16 protein-coding genes and 1 other RNA gene are annotated in these 18,445 nt (G+C 36.7%); 5 read left to right on the top strand and 12 right to left on the bottom strand.

The window, feature by feature from the left end; translation table 11 throughout:
* Positions 1-122: 122 nt before the first annotated feature.
* The 7 genes from BUL40_RS12140 to ssrA all read right to left on the bottom strand — a co-directional run bounded on the left by BUL40_RS12140 (position 123) and on the right by ssrA (position 7,695).
* Complete coding sequence (locus tag BUL40_RS12140; RefSeq protein WP_080319483.1) at positions 123-899, bottom strand: LytR/AlgR family response regulator transcription factor; 777 nt, start codon at positions 897-899, stop codon at positions 123-125.
* Between the two features lie 57 nt (positions 900-956).
* Positions 957-2,000 (bottom strand): histidine kinase, encoded by a 1,044-nt coding sequence (locus BUL40_RS12135; protein WP_176465480.1) that lies wholly within the window; start codon positions 1,998-2,000, stop codon positions 957-959.
* Positions 2,001-2,023: 23 nt separating this feature from the next.
* The gene (locus BUL40_RS12130; RefSeq protein ID WP_080319481.1) at positions 2,024-3,079 is read right to left on the bottom strand and encodes a sensor histidine kinase; all 1,056 of its coding nucleotides are present in this window, start codon (positions 3,077-3,079) and stop codon (positions 2,024-2,026) included.
* The gene (locus BUL40_RS12125; protein WP_176465479.1) at positions 3,060-4,037 is read right to left on the bottom strand and encodes a sensor histidine kinase; all 978 of its coding nucleotides are present in this window, start codon (positions 4,035-4,037) and stop codon (positions 3,060-3,062) included. The genes BUL40_RS12130 and BUL40_RS12125 overlap by 20 nt, the downstream gene beginning before the upstream one ends.
* 143 nt (positions 4,038-4,180) lie before the next feature.
* On the bottom strand, positions 4,181-5,536 hold the full coding sequence (locus tag BUL40_RS12120) for an exonuclease domain-containing protein (protein WP_080319479.1): 1,356 nt from the start codon (positions 5,534-5,536) through the stop codon (positions 4,181-4,183).
* 140 nt (positions 5,537-5,676) lie between these two features.
* A complete protein-coding gene (locus BUL40_RS12115; RefSeq protein WP_080319478.1) occupies positions 5,677-7,026 on the bottom strand; it encodes an IPT/TIG domain-containing protein in 1,350 nt (449 codons plus the stop codon).
* 268 nt (positions 7,027-7,294) lie between these two features.
* Positions 7,295-7,695, bottom strand: a transfer-messenger RNA (tmRNA) gene (ssrA, locus tag BUL40_RS12110).
* Positions 7,696-7,965: 270 nt separating this feature from the next.
* Here ssrA and BUL40_RS12105 point away from each other — a divergent pair.
* The 5 genes from BUL40_RS12105 to BUL40_RS12085 all read left to right on the top strand — a co-directional run bounded on the left by BUL40_RS12105 (position 7,966) and on the right by BUL40_RS12085 (position 11,504).
* Positions 7,966-9,171 (top strand): NAD(P)-dependent oxidoreductase, encoded by a 1,206-nt coding sequence (locus BUL40_RS12105; protein ID WP_080319477.1) that lies wholly within the window; start codon positions 7,966-7,968, stop codon positions 9,169-9,171.
* Positions 9,172-9,239: 68 nt separating this feature from the next.
* Positions 9,240-9,488: a hypothetical protein gene (locus BUL40_RS12100; RefSeq protein WP_080319476.1), complete on the top strand. Its 249-nt coding sequence runs from the start codon at positions 9,240-9,242 to the stop codon at positions 9,486-9,488.
* A gap of 223 nt (positions 9,489-9,711) precedes the next feature.
* Positions 9,712-10,167 (top strand): COG2426 family protein, encoded by a 456-nt coding sequence (locus BUL40_RS12095; protein WP_080319475.1) that lies wholly within the window; start codon positions 9,712-9,714, stop codon positions 10,165-10,167.
* 94 nt (positions 10,168-10,261) lie between these two features.
* A complete protein-coding gene (locus BUL40_RS12090; protein ID WP_080319474.1) occupies positions 10,262-11,128 on the top strand; it encodes a DUF808 domain-containing protein in 867 nt (288 codons plus the stop codon).
* Positions 11,129-11,135: 7 nt separating this feature from the next.
* A complete protein-coding gene (locus BUL40_RS12085; RefSeq protein ID WP_010519295.1) occupies positions 11,136-11,504 on the top strand; it encodes a DUF1801 domain-containing protein in 369 nt (122 codons plus the stop codon).
* Positions 11,505-11,517: 13 nt separating this feature from the next.
* Here the strand turns inward: BUL40_RS12085 and BUL40_RS12080 are convergent, their stop codons facing one another.
* From BUL40_RS12080 to BUL40_RS12060, 5 genes are all read right to left on the bottom strand, one after another.
* On the bottom strand, positions 11,518-15,336 hold the full coding sequence (locus BUL40_RS12080; protein WP_080319473.1) for an FG-GAP-like repeat-containing protein: 3,819 nt from the start codon (positions 15,334-15,336) through the stop codon (positions 11,518-11,520).
* 152 nt (positions 15,337-15,488) lie between these two features.
* The gene (locus BUL40_RS12075) at positions 15,489-17,045 is read right to left on the bottom strand and encodes a PepSY-associated TM helix domain-containing protein (protein ID WP_080319472.1); all 1,557 of its coding nucleotides are present in this window, start codon (positions 17,043-17,045) and stop codon (positions 15,489-15,491) included.
* A gap of 7 nt (positions 17,046-17,052) precedes the next feature.
* Positions 17,053-17,340 carry a hypothetical protein gene (locus BUL40_RS12070; RefSeq protein WP_080319471.1) on the bottom strand — a complete coding sequence of 96 codons (288 nt, stop codon included), beginning with the start codon at positions 17,338-17,340 and terminating at the stop codon, positions 17,053-17,055.
* Positions 17,340-17,672, bottom strand: a complete 333-nt coding sequence (locus tag BUL40_RS12065; protein ID WP_080319470.1) for a hypothetical protein — start codon at positions 17,670-17,672, stop codon at positions 17,340-17,342. Before BUL40_RS12065 ends, BUL40_RS12070 begins: the two co-directional genes overlap by 1 nt.
* Positions 17,673-17,674: 2 nt before the next feature.
* The gene (locus BUL40_RS12060) at positions 17,675-18,391 is read right to left on the bottom strand and encodes a DUF4198 domain-containing protein (protein ID WP_080319469.1); all 717 of its coding nucleotides are present in this window, start codon (positions 18,389-18,391) and stop codon (positions 17,675-17,677) included.
* Positions 18,392-18,445 lie beyond the last annotated feature (54 nt).

The following is an 18,445-nucleotide window of genomic DNA, read 5'->3' as shown; positions in this document are numbered from 1 at the left end:
ATTTATTTTAAAATGAACGAATAATGGATTTTATACTAGGATATTCCATTATAGTGGCAATTATATTTGTTGTCTGGCTCATCTTCATTGCAAGAATGTACAGGAAGATGAAAAAGTAAAGGCTATAGAATGCCTTTGAGCCAATTTTTAAAATCCTTTACCCTATTTCTACTTACCACCAACTCTAAATCTACCGGATGCTCCAATTCTACAATAAGCCTATTGTTTGGGTAATCTTCCACAGATTTTATTTCGTCTATATTTAATGTGAGTTTTCTGTTGATTCTAAAGAAAAACTCTGGATTTAATAATTCTTCTAATTTTTCTAACGTAAAATCTATAACGTATTCTTTTCCAGATTTGTCTACCAAATGGGTGTGTCCGTCTTCGGAATAGATGCAACAGATATTATGTACATCTACTAGATTAAGTTTGTTTTCTGTGCGAATAAGAAATCGCTTTTTATAACTTTTAGGTGCAATGGTATCCATCATTTTACCCATACGGTGCGCATAACTTTCTTCTTCTACTTTTTTTATGGAGTAGTATTTAGAAAGGGCGTCTTCAATATCATTAAGCTTAGCAGGTTTTAAAATATAGTCAATGCTATTGTAATTAAAAGCTTCAATGGCATAGGTGTCAAAAGTTGTGCAGAAAATTATAGGCTTAGAAATTTTTATGGTATTTAAAATTTCAAAACATGTACCATCACCAAGGTGAATATCCATGAATATAATATCATATTCAGTATCAGAACCAAAGAACAAAACGGAATCAGATACAGAATCCAATTCTGCAACTATCTCGTGTTCTATTTCAGTTTCTCTAATAAGCTTTTTTAAGTAAGCAGTAGATATGGGTTCGTCCTCAACAATTACAATTTTTACCTTCTTTTGCATGTGTTCAAATATACACTTTCAATTTCTTATTAAATATAGTACAAAAGTCCTATCATCCTAAGATGGTACAATTAACGGTACACTGTAATAGTACCAATTTTCTTTTTTTTCTTGTAAAATGAGCTGGCTGGTCAAAGCTGTATACCTGCCGTTAATAAGTGCTATTGCATCATCTTTAGGCGTTACGGTCTCTTGGTTTAAGTTATTATGATTCAGTACAACCTTGTCTTTTTCTATGGTTAGTCTTATTAGTAAGGGCTTATTTTTGCTTTTATAAGTTGTTTTAAAAATCTGTTCTAATAGTAGAAATAACGTTAGCGGTATTATGTGTTTATCCGCTAAGGCTGTTCCTGTTATCTGCATTTCAAAACTTTCTCTATACCGCTCTTTAAGGATTCTACTGTAAATGGTTATATGTTCTATTTCATGTTCTAATGGTATAGTGTTGCTTTTAGAATTTTGTAATAGTTTTTGATAGAGGTAAGAAAGGTCTAATACAAATTGCTTACTTTTTTCATGGCTCTCATCCATTAAAAACAATAAAGTGTTTAGGCTGTTGAACAAAAACCTTGGATTGGTTTTTTCTTCTAGGCTTTTAAGTTTTAAAAGGGCGTGGTCTTTTTCTAACTTAAAGGACCGCTGTTTTACTTTTTCTAATTCTATTAAAGATTGTAAGGCTTCGTATACACCAACATTTAGTAAAATTAATAAGGTGCCAGTTAGTAATTCTTTTGAAATAGGAGGTTTGTTGTGCAAAGGGTCCTCTATGGCCAGAAAAGGGTCTAAAGCAATATCTAATAACAAGGTTGTTAGTAAATAAATAACCAAGACAATAGGTAATAATACTATCCTAGTAGTTCTGTTATTGAATCCAGGATATTGGTTAAGGAGGTAAAGGTAATAGGCCCGCATTAGTACGTAATGAAGCATTATGTAGCAAAAAACACCAATGTATATGGCAACAAAACGTTTAAAAGGGCCTTCTAAAAATAAGTCCATATAGAGAATTCCCATTAAAATATTGGTATTTATAAAGCAGGCGGCCCAAAATAAAGGTCTATCGTTAAAACCTAAAATGGTGTAACGATGACTTCGGTTCAAGCTTTTTATAATCCAATTTATCATTATGGGATTAACGGAAGTTTTAAGGTGAAACTGCTTTGGTTTTCTTGTACAATAACGCTTTGGTCCGTAATTATGCCGTAACGATCTTTAATGTTGTTTATGCCAATTCCTGAACTAAAGGGTTTTGGTTTTAACTGTTTGTTGTTGGTTATAATAAGGTAGCCATTCTTATCTGTAATTGATATGGTCAAAGGGTGGTTTTTAGATACTATGTTGTGTTTAACGGCATTTTCTATACAAAGCTGTAAAGCCAGTGGAATAACTTTCATGTTTTTGCTTTTAACATCTACATTAAAAACTAGATTACCACCAAATCTTTGCTGTAATAAATCTATATAGGCATTGGTGTATTCCATTTCTTCGCTCACGGCAATTAAGTCTTTTTGTGAACCCTCTAATATCTTGTGATAGATAAAAGATAATTTGTGTACAAACTCCTTACTTTTTTCTGGGCTTTCATCAATTAAATAGAGTAGTGAATTAAGGTTATTGAATAAAAAATGTGGGCTTATTTGATTTTTAAGACCAGATAACTCGAACAGCAATTTTTTATTCTGATATTCTTTCTCTTTAATTTTTGCCTCTTTAAGTTCCAATAAAAGATAGATGGTTTCATAAATTGCCAAATCTACAAGGATTATAATGGTACCTGTAACCAACTCGTTATAAAAATTTGGATGTCCATAATTCTCTAAATAAATGGAAAATTTTGGTCGGTATATTTTAACGTACGGTATAGCAATCCCAAAAAAGGGAAGAAGCACTAGTGGTATGCGTTTCCATCTGGCCCTACTTTGTTCAAAAGCAGGGTATTTTTTTACTAGAAAAAGGTATGCTTTTCGGGTACAAATAAAAATTACGGAAACAATTAAATAGAACTCTAACCATTTTTTGAAATACAAAAATTTTGGAATGGTAAAAAAAGCATTGGTAAAATAAATGGTCATAGCCGTATGGCAGTTAATAATAGAAGCTACCATTGCAAGGTACCGATCATTGAAACCTAAAATAGGTTTAGAATCTGGAAAGATGAATTTAATCCATTTTCTTATCATCCTTATGTATTAAGGGTATTTTTAAGCGGTAAACACTACCGTTATCCTCTGTACTAACCGTTTTGTTGGCCACTAGTTGATATCTCTTATTGATATTGGAAATGCCTAAACCGCTTACCCCTATATTTTTTTCTGTTTTTTGTAGGTTGTTCTCAATTACTATTTCTTGATTTTGGCTGTAAATAGTAATGGTCAATGGATGTCTTTGCGAAACATTGTTGTGCTTTACGGCATTTTCTATTCCTATTTGAATAGACATGGGTACTACATAATTAGTTAAAACATCTTCCCGAATTGTAAAGTTGAAGTTGAGATTGCCACCATGCCTTATCTTTAATAGTTTGGTGTATGCCTCTATATATTCTAGTTCTTCTTTTAAAGAAATTAGGTTCTTATGGTGTTGTGAAACCATTCTTTTGTAAAAAAAAGCCAGTTTATGCACAAAGTCAATACTTTTATCTTTATCATTTTCTATTAAAAAAACCAAAGTATTTAAGCTGTTGAACAAAAAATGCGGGTTCATTTGGTTCTGAAGATTAATTAGTTGGGCAATAGCTTTCTCTTTTTCTAATTGTTCTGCCTTAACTTTTACTTGATTAAGTTCATAGATGTAAATTAGGATTGTGTAAGCTGCTTCATTAACCAGTAACATTATGCTACCAGTTATTACCAATGTTCTGGTATTTGGTTGTACATAGCCCGGTATTTCTGTGGTAACATGGGGCTCTATAAAAAAGAGGTACATGCACAAGATTATGGAAAACGGAATCAAAAGAAGGGGTAAAAACAGCCAGCGTTTTTTTCTGTTTTCTGGTCCAGGATACTTTTTGAGGTTATAAAGGTATAAGGTTCTTAGGGTAACTATGAGCACTACGGTTACAAGTGCATATTCTAACCATTTATAAAAATAGATGGTGAATGGTACCTCGTAAAGTGCATTCTGGTAAAAAAGAGACATTAATACTTGGGTGTTAAAAAATATACAGCCCAGAATAAAATATTTGTCATCAAAACCTATGAACGGCTTTGAGTTTGCAAAAAATATTGTTTTAGCTTTTGGATTGAACATAACCTTTCCTAAGTTACGTTATTGTAATTAGCTTAGATAGATATTTTAATTTTATTTAAATGTGCATTTATTATTTGTCTAGCCTCTACCGTATTGGGTTGCGGTATTAGAAAAGCTTCTAAATCCATTTCTGAATTTACAGTTGTTTCCCTGCTTACAAAACCATAGCCCTTATAATGGCCTTGGTTCATGTATATAAAAGCATTTTCTTCTGCCGTTCTTCCAGGTAAGGAAAGTAATAGGGTTTGTCTTCTTTCTTTTAAAAAATTAATTGCGCTGTCTACTCGTAGATTGTACGCTTGTATTTCCTCATTATTGTTGCAAATTCCTTTGCAGTGCGTATAAGGTATCTCATCACAGTTTAGGGTACCGTTTCTTAATTGACAATATTTAGGGCAAAGTTGAAATTGTTTACAGATTTCTTCTAACAATAAACGACTTTCCGTAGGGTTATTCACAGTTGTAAAGGCATTTGGTATTTGCTTTAAAGCCCCGAATGCTAGATGTTTAATGCCGTTTCTATCTTCATAAGAAAAGATACCATATTGTTTTATAACTTTTTTTTGGGCCCTATTAAACTTTGGAAAATGTTTTTTTATAGCAGCACTTTCCATTAGTAATGCTAATAATTCAGATCCAGACAACTCAAATTCTACATGCGCAATTTCCTTACATAGTTGTATTTCATGCTCAGACTTATCATAAAAATGTCCCAAGACCCTTTTTTTAAGTTGCTTGGCCTTACCCACGTAAATTATTTTATTAGTGCGATCCAAAAAATAATAGATTCCAGGTTGGTTGGGTAGGTTGTCCACCGTTTTTCTATCCAATAATGGAGGTAGGGTGGCTTCTTGGCTCCTGGAGTTTAGAAAAGACTTGATTACGGTATCGGATTGCTTTTTTGCCAATAACATTTTAAATAGCAATACCGTTGCATGTGCATCTCCTCTTGCTCTATGTCTATTTTTAAGGGGTATGTTTAAGCTAGTGCATAATTTTCCCAGACTGTAAGAATTTAACCCCGGAATTAACTTTCTAGAAAGCCTAACGGTGCATAATTTTTTACGAACAAAGTTGGTGTTGGTTTGTTTAAATTCTTCTTTAATAACACCGTAGTCAAAGTTAACGGCATGTGCCACAAAAATTGCATCTTGGGTTATGCGTAAAATGTCTTCGGCAATTTCTGAAAATGTTGGGGCATGGGCAACCATTTGGTCGTCTATGCCCGTTAGAGCAGTTATATATTGAGGTATTGGTTGTTCTGGATTTACCAGGCTGGTAAATTCTTCTACTATGGCAGAACCATCAAACTTGAATATGGAGATTTCTGTTATTTTGTTGCCTTTTAATCCATTACCCGTAGTTTCAACGTCAATTATCGTGTACAAACCGTTCCTTTCCTTTTTATCTATTAAAATTAAAAAGATTTGACGCTAGTGTATGTTAAAAACTAAAGTAGTTTAACGAATAGAAACAAAAAACTCCTTGTAAGAAATTACAAGGAGCCCTATCGCAGTTTATGCGTATTTTAAAAATAATATTTCAATAACATACCATCGGCAATTACCCATAAAATACCATCATTGTACAGAATTCCTTTACAGGCCATGGTAGTGGTATGCATTAATTGCCAAGAGCTGCCCCCATCTGTGGTGGTAAAAATTTGGTTGCCAGCAATATACCAACCTTCGTTGGGGTTTTTAAAGATGAAATCGTCTATGCGCGTATCTTCTTCTAGTACAATCTCATAACTATCTCCACTATTAATAGATTTTATTAAAACATATTTTTCTGCTCCAGTATCTAAATCTACAATGTAAGCAGAAGCATAGCCCGTAATACCATCTATAAACTTTATACGTTCTATCCTTTCCCTTGTTCTATTTCCGGGTTCTATTTGTATGGCACTATCTTCCCAAACCCCATCTTTTAGTCTCAATTGTTTGGCAGGGTAGTAATCTAGGTTCTCTGGAAAAGGAAAGGTGTAACCCGCTAGCCATACTTGATTTTCGGAATGGGCATAAAAGCTCAAAAATTCATAATTGTTGCTTTCTCTGGAATGTATCATGTCAAAAGATTGCGCACCGTTTGTAGACTTGTATATTCTACCTTCTGCAGAACCAACAATTATGGTTTGTTCATTTTCATCAACAAACAAACCTCTGGTCCAAGAATTAACGTTACTTGGAAAATCCTCAAAAATGGTTTGTGTTCCATCAGCTTTTAAATAAGATAGATAATTTGAGCCCAGAAGGAATTCACCCCCTTGCGGACCAACCAAAAAGTCACCATTCTCCTCGGTAAAAGCATACGCCTGATTAAAAAATGCAATAGAAACACCGCCATTTAAGGTATTGTGTACTTTCATTATGCCAGTTCCACCACCTTCTTCTCTTTTGGCTTCGGTTGAAAAATATATTTCCTCTTTGCCAGTTGCTTGTATGTTTCTTACTGCGTTAATAGCTTCTAAATAAAATGGATAGGTAATCCATTCACCTTTGGTGTTATCAACTACAGCAATAGGTTGGTAGGTGTCTGCATAGGAAACATTTGTATTTGGCATTTCAATAGCAACAAAAGGGCTGGCACTAGTTCCTGCAGGTATGGTAAAAGTAAGTTCTGTTGATGTAGCAGAAATAAGTGTGGCCTCAATATCATCTAGTAAGACTTTAATTTCACTTGCATTGGTGGTAAAATTGGTACCTACAAGAGTTACTTGATCATTTACATAGGCATAAGGTTGTTCAAAGGCTTGTACGGTAACTTCTGTTGGCGGTTCTGGTTGGTTTACCGTCTCCGTATCATTGTCAGCATCAGAAGAACAAGAAGTTAAGACCGCAACAAATAAAAAAATAGAAAAGTAGTTTTTAATCGTCATTTTAGTTTGTAATTGTTAAATAGAGTTTTTTAACGGTAACATTTTTGTTTTGTTGTGAATGGTAGTTTAAAACAAAGTCAACGATTCTGTCAACGCAAAAAATAAACCCCCGTAAACACTGGGTTTACGAGGGTTAAAAGTGGAGCCGGAGACGGCCAAACGTTAAAAAAAGGTCTGGTAGCCCTTTTTAGTGCAGGAGCGGGCCTGCCGCCCAGGCCTTCGAATACCGTAGGTAAAAACGCAAAAACCACCCATAAGGTGGCTTTTAAAGTGGAGCCGGAGGGATTCGAACCCTCGTCCAAACAAGCAATAACTGAGCTTTCTACATGCTTAGTCTTGGTTCATTTTTCGACTTAAGACCGACCCAAAACCGCCTATCTTAAGCTTAGCTTCTTTAGTTTAGAATTGTTACCGAAGCACAAACAATTCGGTGTTGACTTTTATGGTGCTCCTAAACTGGTCGCCATCAACAAGGGCTACCATGGAACATTCAGCTTTCGCGCCTTGCGCGACTAGGCTTGGACTTACTATAATTCAGTCAATTAAGCAGCTAAAGCGTAGTTAGACTCGCCATTTAAAAAAGTTGAGACATTGTATTTACGAGCATCATTCCCATAGCTCGGCATGCTTACACCGCCATTGGTCTCGCTGTCAAAACCGGTCGGCCCCATTAGTAAGTCAGTAAAAAAACACTGCCTACTTTTTTCAAAGAACAGAAGGGCGTTCCCTGCCTTGGCAGGTCGGGCTTTTGGCAGTCGCTTTCTATTTATCCTTTTCAAGAGTAAAAAGAAGAGCTCCAACAAAGCCGCAATCCCTAACGCACATTTTCCCTTTCGGGAAAACGGACCGCAAAGGTAACAGTATTTCACCAAACAATTAAAAAGTTTGTACAACCTTGGCAATCTAGGTAATTTAGGCAAAAATTATACCACAACTGCAATGAAATTCGGAATCATACAAGAACGTAAAAATCCACCAGACAAGCGCGTAGTATTGCCGCCAGCACAATGCCAAACCGTCATGGAAACACATCCAGAAGCTAAACTTGTTGTAGAGCCGTCATCTATTCGGGTATTTACAGACCAAGAATATTTAGATGCAGGAGTGCCGGTACAAGATGCTATGGAAAGTTGTGATGTACTTTTAGGTGTAAAAGAAGTGCCAATAAATGCATTGCTACCCAATAAAAAATACTTTTTCTTTTCGCATACCATAAAAAAGCAACCTTACAATAGAGATTTGCTTAGGGCCATATTAGATAAGAATATAGAGTTGTATGATCATGAAGTAATTACCAATACCCAAGGCCAACGCCTAGTGGCCTTTGGTAGGTACGCTGGTATTGTAGGTGCGTATAATGGGATAAGGACCTTTGGTTTAAAACAACAATCTTTTACCTTGCCCAAAGCAGAACACTTAAAAGACCAAGCGGCTTTAATCGCAGAACTCAAAAAAATAACATTGCCAGTCATTAAAATTGTGCTTACCGGTATGGGCAGAGTAGGTAATGGGGCCAAAGAAATGTTAGACGGTATGGGCATTAAAGAGGTTAGCGTAACAGACTATTTAAATAATGTATACCAAGAGGCCGTGTATTGCCAAATAGATGTGTTAGATTATAATAAAACAAAAGACGGTTCTGAAGGAGATAAACAAGCGTTTTTTAATGACCCATCTGGATACGAATCTAATTTCTTTCGTTTTGCAAAGGTGTCAGATGTATTTATTGCAGGGCATTTTTATGGGGACGGGGCACCGTACTTATTTACAAGAGAAGATGCCAAACAACCTGATTTTAAAATAAAAGTTGTTGCAGACATCAGCTGTGATATAGATGGTCCTGTAGCATGTACCATTAAACCATCTACTATTGCAGACCCTGTTTATGGTTATGATCCCAAAACAGAATCCGAAGTAGATTTTTTACAACAAGATGCTATAGCGGTAATGGCAGTAGATAATTTGCCGGCAGAACTACCAAGAGATGCTAGTGGAGGTTTTGGAGAAGCATTCGTGGCACATGTTATCCCCGCCTTTTTTAATGGCGATAAAGATGGAATCCTAGAAAGGGCTAGAATGACTCAAAATGGAAAACTTACCGCCAAATATGAATACTTACAAGATTATGTAGACGGTAAAGCGTAACGCTTGGGCTAAAATATAGAGGGCATTTCAATTTTTTAGTTAGTTTTGTTTTAACAATAAATTAACAAATGAAATTCAATTGGATTGCCCCCTCTAATTCTACCGTTAATTTTGACCAACACAAGCTTCGGTTAGAATATCAATTAAGGCCAAAGTTGGTTCAGTTTCTTTTAAAAGAATTGGAAGAGGAATGCTGTGTGGATTTTTCTTGCTTTGTATTTGATGTCTACTTGGCTACCGGTAAGGTAGCTATAGCCCAAGAAACCCCGGAGGTATTTACTACAAAAATTTCTAAGGGTTTTAAGACCTATTTTTAAACCTAGAACGCTATTTTTTTGGTTCGTTCTGATAACTTTAAAAAGCAACCTTTTTATCTTCTATTAACGCAAGAAAATAGTTTGCGCTACTATTTATATTAAAACTATACTTACGGGTAAACTTCATTAGAGTTCACTTAAACGATAAAAAATAGAATTAATAATATTTTAAGGAGCTTAACTTAAAATCCTTACTAGTTTTGCAGGCTCTAAACCATAAAAATTGCTTAAAGAATTACTCATAGCGGCACTTTGGAGCATTTCTCCGTTTGGAGAGGCAAAGGTGGGTATTCCATACGGTATGTATCAAGGAATTAACCCCTATTTGGTATTTGTAGTTTGTTTTGCCGCTAATGTTTTGGTTTTTCCGCTAATGATGTTTTTTTTGGAGTACGTAAACAGGCACTTGGTTAAATGGCGTTTTTATAAGAAATCTGCTGTTTTTGTTGGGCAAAGAGCCAAAAAGGGGTCTGGAAATAAAATTAAGCAGTACGGATTTTTAGGTGTTATCCTATTTGTTATGATTCCGCTTCCAGGAACAGGTGTTTATGCAGGCAGTATAGCGGCCTACCTGTTTAATATGGAAAAAACAAAGGCATTTATGGCCAATACAATAGGTATCTTTTTATCGTCTTTAATTATTTGGGTGGCCACTTTAATGTCTTTAAAAGGTCTATAAGCGTTCTATTTTTTTGTTTTTAAGACCAGCTTCTAGGCAGGATTTATTTATTTTGCGGCGCAACTTAGTAAATCACTAATCTTAAATTAAGTATATGGCTTCTGGTTTTTTTGCTGTTTTAGATGATATCTCTGCCTTAATGGATGACGTAGCAACCATGAGTAAAATAGCAACTAAAAAAACAGCAGGTATTCTAGGAGATGATTTGGCCGTTAATGCAGAAAAGGCAACCGGCTTTTTATCTAGCAGGGAAATACCGGTATTGTGGGCCATAACCAAAGGTTCCTTTTTAAATAAACTTATAATTCTACCCATAGCTTTTTTATTGAGTGCCTATTTTCCCTTAGCAATAACCGTAATACTAGTCTTGGGCGGTATTTATTTGGCCTATGAAGGCGCAGAAAAGATTTATGAATATTTTTTTCATAAAGATCAGAAAGAACATGCACAGAAACCAACAGCGGTAGCAGAACAAGATTTACCGCAATTAGAAAAAAAGAAAATTAAGGATGCCATAATTACGGATTTTATCCTTTCTGTAGAGATAGTAATCATTGCTTTAAGCACGGTTGTAAATGAAACGTTGACCATACAGATTGCAACCGTTTCCGTTGTTGCATTACTGGCAACTGTTGGGGTTTACGGTATAGTTGCGCTTATTGTACGTATGGACGATTATGGCGTTCGTTTAATTAATTTGAACGAAGAAGAAAACAGTTTTTCTGATAAAGTTGGTACGTTACTGGTCAATGCTCTTCCGGTGATAATTAAAGCCTTATCGGTTGTGGGAACATTGGCGCTTTTATTGGTTTCTGGTGGTATTTTTAATCATAATATTGCGTTTTTTCATCATTTATTTCCTGCTTTGCCAACTATGTTAAAGGAGTTCTTGTTAGGCTTATTCATTGGATTGGTAGTGGTGTTGGTAATTCAAGGAACTAAAAAGATTTTTAAAAAGTGATTTTAAAATGAATCCAGCCGAGGCCTACATACTTAATCAACCAGAACCGTATCGCAGCATATTACTTCACTTACAAATGACCATCCAGAGCATAGTACCAGATGTAGAAATTAAGTACAAGTGGAACATTCCTTGTTTTTATGTAGGTAAGAACCCAATATGTTATTTAAATGCTTCCCACAAAAAACAATATGTGGATATCGCGTTTTGGAACTCTGCACATTTGACCAAACATCTAGATAAAATGAATTGCGAGAATCGGAAAGTGGTAAAATCGCTACGGTATTCTTCTCTAGAAGCTATAGATAACCATGTTTTGCAAGAGGTCTTAGAAGAGGCATATTCTTTAAGGGGAAACGGATTCTATAAAAAATAATTATTCAACTTTTCTATTTTGGATCAACCCTATAAGTTATACGTCTATTCGTAATAACTGTATTAATACGCACGCTTAATACAACAGGGTTAGAGATAGCATTTCTACAGACAAAAGTTGTGCTACTACCAACAATTCTATACGTATTGCCATGCTCTGCACTTGTTGGGTTGGTTATAGTAAGTGTCTGCGTAGTGGTGCCTCCGTAAAGGCCCCCGTTAACCAAATTTTCCCAAGTGCTGCCATTAAATAGTTGCCATTGATAGCCATCTGCATTGGCAAAATTAGCCGTTATGGTTCCAGAGCAACCAGGGCAAATTGTAGTATTGGTGGGTTGATCGGTAATTGTAGGAGCCGCGCCAACTTCGGTATAGTCATATATTCCGTTACCATCTGCATCAACGGGTGTGGTATAACCATCCGCACCAGATGTAACCACACCGTCTAAAGAAACGGTTAGGGGAATATCACCTAAGTAGCCATCATCGTTGTTATCTGTAATACCAGCTTCATTCACGTCTGTACAGCCATCCCCATCGCTATCTAAGTTTTTAAAATCAGGTATACCGTCTCCATTGGTATCTGCTACTATATAAGTTGTGGTTTGGTTGTTAGGGTTGGTCTGTAATGCATCTATAATACCATCTGCTCCTACGGCACCAGTTAACCTGCCATTGGTATGTGTTAGATTATGGCCAGCTTCTACAACATCATAAATTCCATCATTATCACTGTCTAGATCTAGGCGGTCTACAATGCCATCGCCATCTGTATCCAAATCTGTACAGAATTCTCCAAAAGAGTCCATATTATAAGCTAAAAATGCTGTGTCTGCGCTATTGTTCAAGGTAAGGCGCATTAGTGCTACATTGCCAATATTACTAGCATCCAAGCCAAATTCCGATAATTCTAATGTGGCCATTCTAATGTTTTTTGTCACGTTTACCTGCCATGAACTACCATTGGTTTGATAGACATCGTAACGCTGAGCACCTATTACGCTAGAAAGTTCCCCACCACCTAATGAGGTAACCCTAACTTGGTTTCCTACGGGATTACCGGCAGCATCAAAGAAAGCAATATTATGATCAACGGTAGAGCTAATTTGTGCTACTTGAGTAATCAAAATATCTGGTAATCCATCGTTAACGGCCGCTATATCAATAGTAGAAATATTAAAGAACCATGAATCAAATACGTTAGCTATACCCGTTCCTAAATCCAAACCCCTTGGCCCATTGGTGAGTAATGGATTTAACGGATCGGTTGCCAGGTTGGCTATTACGGTAGAGCCTAGTGCACTACCTAAGGTACCATCATTTAAGGCGGATTCTAATGCTACTTTATTGGTAATGTTGCTATTGGGCCTAAAGGCACGCCACTCCATTTCCGTAATATTTATATTACCACTGCCATCGCCATTGGTATCTACGGCATCATACCTTCCATTACTATCTGTGTCTAGCATATTGGTGTTAACAACGCCTGTGCTGTAAAGGTTTCCACCAGAACCAAAAGCCAACAAATTATGGCTTAAATTAGGTTCTATTGAGTTTATGGATGCAGTTGAGGAATACCAATAGCCATTGTAATCTGTATAAATCTCATCTACCGCGGTACCACCTAAAACTGTAGTGGGTACTCCCAATACCCCAGGATTTGTGGTAGAACATTGTTGTTCGTCAAAATCTGAAATACCATCATTATCATCGTCATAATCACAAATATCGTTAATGCCATCTCCATCGGTATCCACTCCCGTAGGGTCAGAACAGGGTTCGTAAACCGTTACCGTTGCCGTGTCTGATTTTCCCTGCGCTGCACATATATTGTAGGTGTCATCAACAATAGTATAGGTAAAAGAAGTAGAGCCAGGAAATGGAGCTGCGTTATTATATGTGTAGGTAACCAAGCCATTGTTGGCATCATCTATGGTAACGGAACCAACCGTTGGTTGGGTTATACTTTCTATAAAGAAATTTTCCCCATCTGGTTCAGAATCATTGGTAAAAAGGTTTATTTGTATAGACACACTATTACCATAGGGTATGGTAACCAAGTCATCTTCTGCCTCTGGCGCATTTAAATTTTGTATGGTTTCTGCGTTTGTTGTTGTTAGATTATAATGATTGGTGCCAGCAATGGTAGAAGGCTGCGCCACCCCTGTAGCGATCAATCTAGTAATCCCTTCTTCTGGGTCATTAAAATTAGGATAGCGAACTTCTATAATGTAGGTTTCGTTTTCTCCAAGAGGCAATCCAAAATGAACGGTTTCTGGTTGTTGGGTACCATGACCATAAACTCCATTTACTTGTCTTAGCCCACTAACGATATTTCCACTACAATCTCGGATTAGCACGTTGGTTCCTAAGGCAATTCTTCCAGCAAATCCGCCGGTGTCTCCATTGGAAGCACGGTCTTCTATAACGTTTACCATCAAATGGTTATTTCGGTTTGCCGCTGCTAGGTTGTTTATCCATAGTTGGTTGCCAGAGCCATTGATGTTCATATAAATATCTAAATCTCCATCATCATCAACATCAACCATAGTGGTTCCCTCACCATCATTGGTGTTAAATGTTTCTGGATCTAGACTAAAATTCATGGGACTACCACTACCAATAACCCCAGGGGCCGGGGTTGGACTATTTAATTGGTTTATATAAAGATAACTTCTGCTTTGCCCCACCAGTAAAATGTCTATATCGCCGTCATTATCTATATCGCCACCTGCCAAGGCATCTATTCTGTTAGAAGAATTGCCGTTGTTGCTGTTATTGGGCTGCGGTAAGCCAGGAAAAACACCAGTTCCTAAGGCAGTCCATATACCGGAGCCATCATTTCTATAAATTTGGGTTAATCCGTTTTCTGTCCAAACAGCATCTAAATCGCCATCGTTATCCAAATCCCATAGCCCATTACCACCTTTGTTGCCATTGGCAGCTTGTGCCAAATCAGACCCATTGGTAAATATTCCACCTTGATTTAAAAAGAAGTCGTTCTCATCCCTTTTACGCATAAAAATATCCACCCAACCATCATCATTGGCATCTGCGGCCGTTCCATAATCTCCATCGGTGGCAAATTGGTTTAACCCAAAATTTACCACGCCATTTCCGTTCCCTGTAGTTATATGGCTAAATAATAAAGCCGCGGTTGGGTTGGTTACGGTACTGTTGGTATGGTCTATATAATTATTACGTAGAATTTCTATACCGTAATTGTGGCTATCAAAAAAGATGTCTAAATCTCCATCGCCCTCAAAATCAAAAAATCCCGCGCCCTCCGCATTCATTGGGTTAATAGTAATTGTATGTCCGTTTCTACCTACGGTTATTGGGTTAGTACCGCCAAGGGCATCTCCAAAGGTGCCGTCTAAATTTTGTAGAAAAATTTGCAATGCAGGTGGTGATGGATTGCCTCCAGAATTACCGCTAGAGGTTATCATAAAATCTGGACGGCCATCATTATTTAAGTCTCCCCATGCTGCTTGGCGTTCTGCACGGGCATTTAAGATTCCTGGAGCAAGAGTAGTTTGTACGTTGGTAAAGGTTCCATCTCCATTGTTACGCATTAAACGTGCCTTTTGCGAGGTGCTATTTACCAAAACCAAAACATCTTGGTCGCCATCCAAATCAAAATCTGCCCAAGCATGTCCTCCATCTTTACTTTGACCAATATTTAAATTGTAACTGGCTGCACTTTCAGTAAATGTAGTCTGGGCACTTAGTTGTTGTATGCTAAAAACAAAGGCTAGAATAAGGTAACTAAAAGTGGCCGTTCTTCTTAAATAATCTATGCAATGGATTACACAAATTCTAAATTTGGTCATTATAATAGTTTAGGTTGATACTATAAAATTGATAGTATTTGAACCTAGTCTAAAACAAATGTTGTGAAACGGTTATTTATTCGAGTGATTTGCAAATAATTGATTGTGAATGATTTGCAAACCACAATAAAGCAAGTTTTTTTTGTAATCCTTTACGTGTTAATAATTTTAGATTGAAATTTTATTTTAAAAACGCCTACCCAACTGGCAATCAAGCCAATTCCTAAAAAGAGTAAATCTATAAACAGTATCTCCGTATATTGGTTTGCAATGCTTATCCAAGGCCAATTGCCAGTGCTAAGCCAATTGGTAAAAGGGACAACTAAACTAAGTATACCACCAGTTACTAAACACCATTTATTGGTAAAGTTGATGTTTCTCTTAAACGTGAAAAACAAACTCAAGAACAACCAACTAATAAAGTAGGTTTTAAAAATGAGCGAACGCTCTACCCCGTAAATTTTGGTAACAATAAAAGTTAGCGCTGTTACCGGTAACATGCTTAAACAAATGGCCATATAGCTATTGGCAACCCAATGGTTAAATCGGCGTCTTTTCTCTGGTATGTTTTTTTTGTTTCGTGCTACCAGCCAAATTAGGATACCAGAGATAATTACCACGCAAGAAATTAACCCTAGAATAAAGGAGATAAAACGTAGTGCCAGTCCACCATAGTCTCCCAAATGTAATCTGTAAAGAATGGTTTTGGCACCATCTAGATAGGTGTTATTGGTTTTAGGAACTTTCTGGTGGGTAATAGACTGGTCTGCCACCTTGTAAATTCTATAACCGTAACCACTAAACTTTTTGCTGTACGTTGTGTTGCCGCTTAAGGATACATGCATATTGGCATCTCCATGATTAAAAATATGGACTTCCGTCAATTGAAAATCTGGCCAATCTGCGAGCGTTTTTTCTATTAGCGGATTTATTTTTGGGGAATAATTTAGTGGGGTATAGGTATAATCAAAATGGGGATGTGTGTATTCCAAATCTTCATATAGTTTGTTTTGGTCGCCACCATACAACCCATAAACTAGCGGAAGCATTAAAATACCCTTCAATAAGAAAAAAGCGCCGGTCAAAGCATAAACAAATTGAAACGGAAAACCAATAAGTCCTAATGCGGTATGTGCATCTGTCCAAACCGTTTTAAGTTTTGCCAAAGGTCTAAACGTGTAAAAGTTGCTTACAACTTTATCCCAATGAATCCAAATGCCGGTAAACAAGGCAAAAAGAAAAAACAGTGCCACAAATCCAGATAAATAACGGCCATAGGGGTAAGGAATTTGGTCTAGAAAGTGTAAACGATAAAGGAACTCTCCCAAACCATAATTGTCTAGATACGTACTGGTTGTGTAATCATTTGTATTTAAATAGAAAAAGCTAGGTTGTTGTAGTTCTTTTAGGGCAAGACTGTCTGCACTGGCGCTAATATTCACGGTAAAGGAAGGCTCATTGTAGTAGTGTGTAAATTCTACCTCTCTTCCTTGTAAGGGATGGGTTTCAGAAATCGTTTTAAGGTAAGCATCGATATCTGCGGGTAAATGGTCCGTAAACTGCGTATGGCTATTTTGTTCCCAATTGGCAATTTCGTCCCTAAAGAAAGAAAGAGAGCCAGCAAAAAAAATAACATACAGGGCTACGCTTATAATAATGCCGCTAATAGTATGTGTATGGAAAAGAATATTGTAAATGCGTCTTTTCATAATGGGTCTAAGGGTTTGGAGCAAAATACATTAAGGCAGAGCACAATACACTAACTAAAAGATATATGCCCCAGATTTTTAAGCCGTTTTTAGCCATAAAAGCAATCATCATTAATAGCACCCAAAGTATAAAAGCAGAATAGGTGCTAGTGATAATTACTAGAGCGCGGTCTAACCAAGCAGCTAATGCCATATGCAGCGAAACGGTTACTAGGAGTCCGCCCAAAATAGCTGCGCTAATTTTTGCGATTCGCGACCCTATATTTGGATTTAAGTATTTAGGATTGGCTGGCATCAGAACACATAATTTTCTAAGACGGCAAGGACAAATAATATTGGTACAACAACTAATGGACTAAGCAGTTTTAATGGGGCCAATAAAATTACAAGACTAGCAACCGTCATTAGAAAAACCAAATAGACAAAAATACCAGTGGTGAGTCCAAAATTAATTAAGGTGCAGCCCAATGCCAGTCCAAGAAAGGTAAGTCCTAATCCTGTTTTTATAACAGGGTTAGGACCTAACATAGGCTCAAAACCTAGAATTGGAGCCGGTTGCATTTTCTTGGAGGTACTATAGCACAAAGAAAAGCCAACTAGAAGCAATAAAATACATAGTGTAATCATAGCTAGTTATTAATGCAATAGGTGGCGCAATGCCAAATAAACTCGTACTTCTCATTTTTATAAATGCCGGGAACCTCCTCGTTTTTGGTGGTCTCGATAATAAACTTGGTGTTCCACGGCATTGTAAATTCTACATTTCCTTTTGCGTTTGTTTCTAAGGTTTTAGACCATAGGTCTGCCACATATATTTTAACCTCATGGTTTGTTAAAGGGGCATTTTTATACAGCACTTGTAAGGTAACTATATCGTTGGTGTTAGCTAGTTGCTTAATGGTAATGCCTTCTGGATTTATCGTCTTGGTATCACTGTTGGCGGAACCAATCTGAACCTTTGCGGTACTGTGATAATGTGTTTTAAATATCCCGAAATCGTACTGGGTGTAGTCTATAACATCAATTTCATTATTATTTAGGGCGATGGTATATACACCATTGGTGGTTGGGCTAAATTGGGCCAAATAATGATTGTCTTTGGCTTGGGTTTCTAAAACAGTTTTAGTACCGTCTGGATGTATTAACCAAAGTGAAAAATTAGCAACCGCAGGAAAGGCTTCTCCAGCTACTTTTTCAATAACACCGTAGGTATATTCACCAAAGTGCACTTTTACCTCATGGGTTTTTCCTATGTTCCCTTTTGGTGCTGTATCTACCCACAAATAATGGGCAAAAGAGGTAAAGCAGCTCAAGGCTAAAACTAATGTTGTTATGTATTTTTTCATAAGTAAAGTGTTTAAAAGAGGTCCCCAGTTTCCCGGGGACCAGTAAAAAAAAAC

It is taken from the genome of Croceivirga radicis, assembly GCF_002072105.2.
GTDB lineage: Bacteria > Bacteroidota > Bacteroidia > Flavobacteriales > Flavobacteriaceae > Croceivirga > Croceivirga radicis.
This window is presented reverse-complemented; position numbering and strand designations above follow the sequence as displayed.

What these genes read in the sequence shown, in the direction of transcription:
- BUL40_RS12130 (WP_080319481.1), bottom strand. Translation starts at nt 3,079, where the DNA reads ATGATAAGAAAATGGATTAAATTCATCTTTCCAGATTCTAAACCTATT.
- BUL40_RS12105 (WP_080319477.1), top strand. Translation starts at nt 7,966, where the DNA reads ATGAAATTCGGAATCATACAAGAACGTAAAAATCCACCAGACAAGCGC.
- BUL40_RS12080 (WP_080319473.1), bottom strand. Translation starts at nt 15,336, where the DNA reads ATGACCAAATTTAGAATTTGTGTAATCCATTGCATAGATTATTTAAGA.
- BUL40_RS12075 (WP_080319472.1), bottom strand. Translation starts at nt 17,045, where the DNA reads ATGAAAAGACGCATTTACAATATTCTTTTCCATACACATACTATTAGC.
- BUL40_RS12070 (WP_080319471.1), bottom strand. Translation starts at nt 17,340, where the DNA reads ATGCCAGCCAATCCTAAATACTTAAATCCAAATATAGGGTCGCGAATC.
- BUL40_RS12085 (WP_010519295.1), top strand. Translation starts at nt 11,136, where the DNA reads ATGAATCCAGCCGAGGCCTACATACTTAATCAACCAGAACCGTATCGC.
- BUL40_RS12100 (WP_080319476.1), top strand. Translation starts at nt 9,240, where the DNA reads ATGAAATTCAATTGGATTGCCCCCTCTAATTCTACCGTTAATTTTGAC.
- BUL40_RS12090 (WP_080319474.1), top strand. Translation starts at nt 10,262, where the DNA reads ATGGCTTCTGGTTTTTTTGCTGTTTTAGATGATATCTCTGCCTTAATG.
- BUL40_RS12115 (WP_080319478.1), bottom strand. Translation starts at nt 7,026, where the DNA reads ATGACGATTAAAAACTACTTTTCTATTTTTTTATTTGTTGCGGTCTTA.
- BUL40_RS12140 (WP_080319483.1), bottom strand. Translation starts at nt 899, where the DNA reads ATGCAAAAGAAGGTAAAAATTGTAATTGTTGAGGACGAACCCATATCT.
- BUL40_RS12060 (WP_080319469.1), bottom strand. Translation starts at nt 18,391, where the DNA reads ATGAAAAAATACATAACAACATTAGTTTTAGCCTTGAGCTGCTTTACC.
- BUL40_RS12065 (WP_080319470.1), bottom strand. Translation starts at nt 17,672, where the DNA reads ATGATTACACTATGTATTTTATTGCTTCTAGTTGGCTTTTCTTTGTGC.
- BUL40_RS12125 (WP_176465479.1), bottom strand. Translation starts at nt 4,037, where the DNA reads ATGTCTCTTTTTTACCAGAATGCACTTTACGAGGTACCATTCACCATC.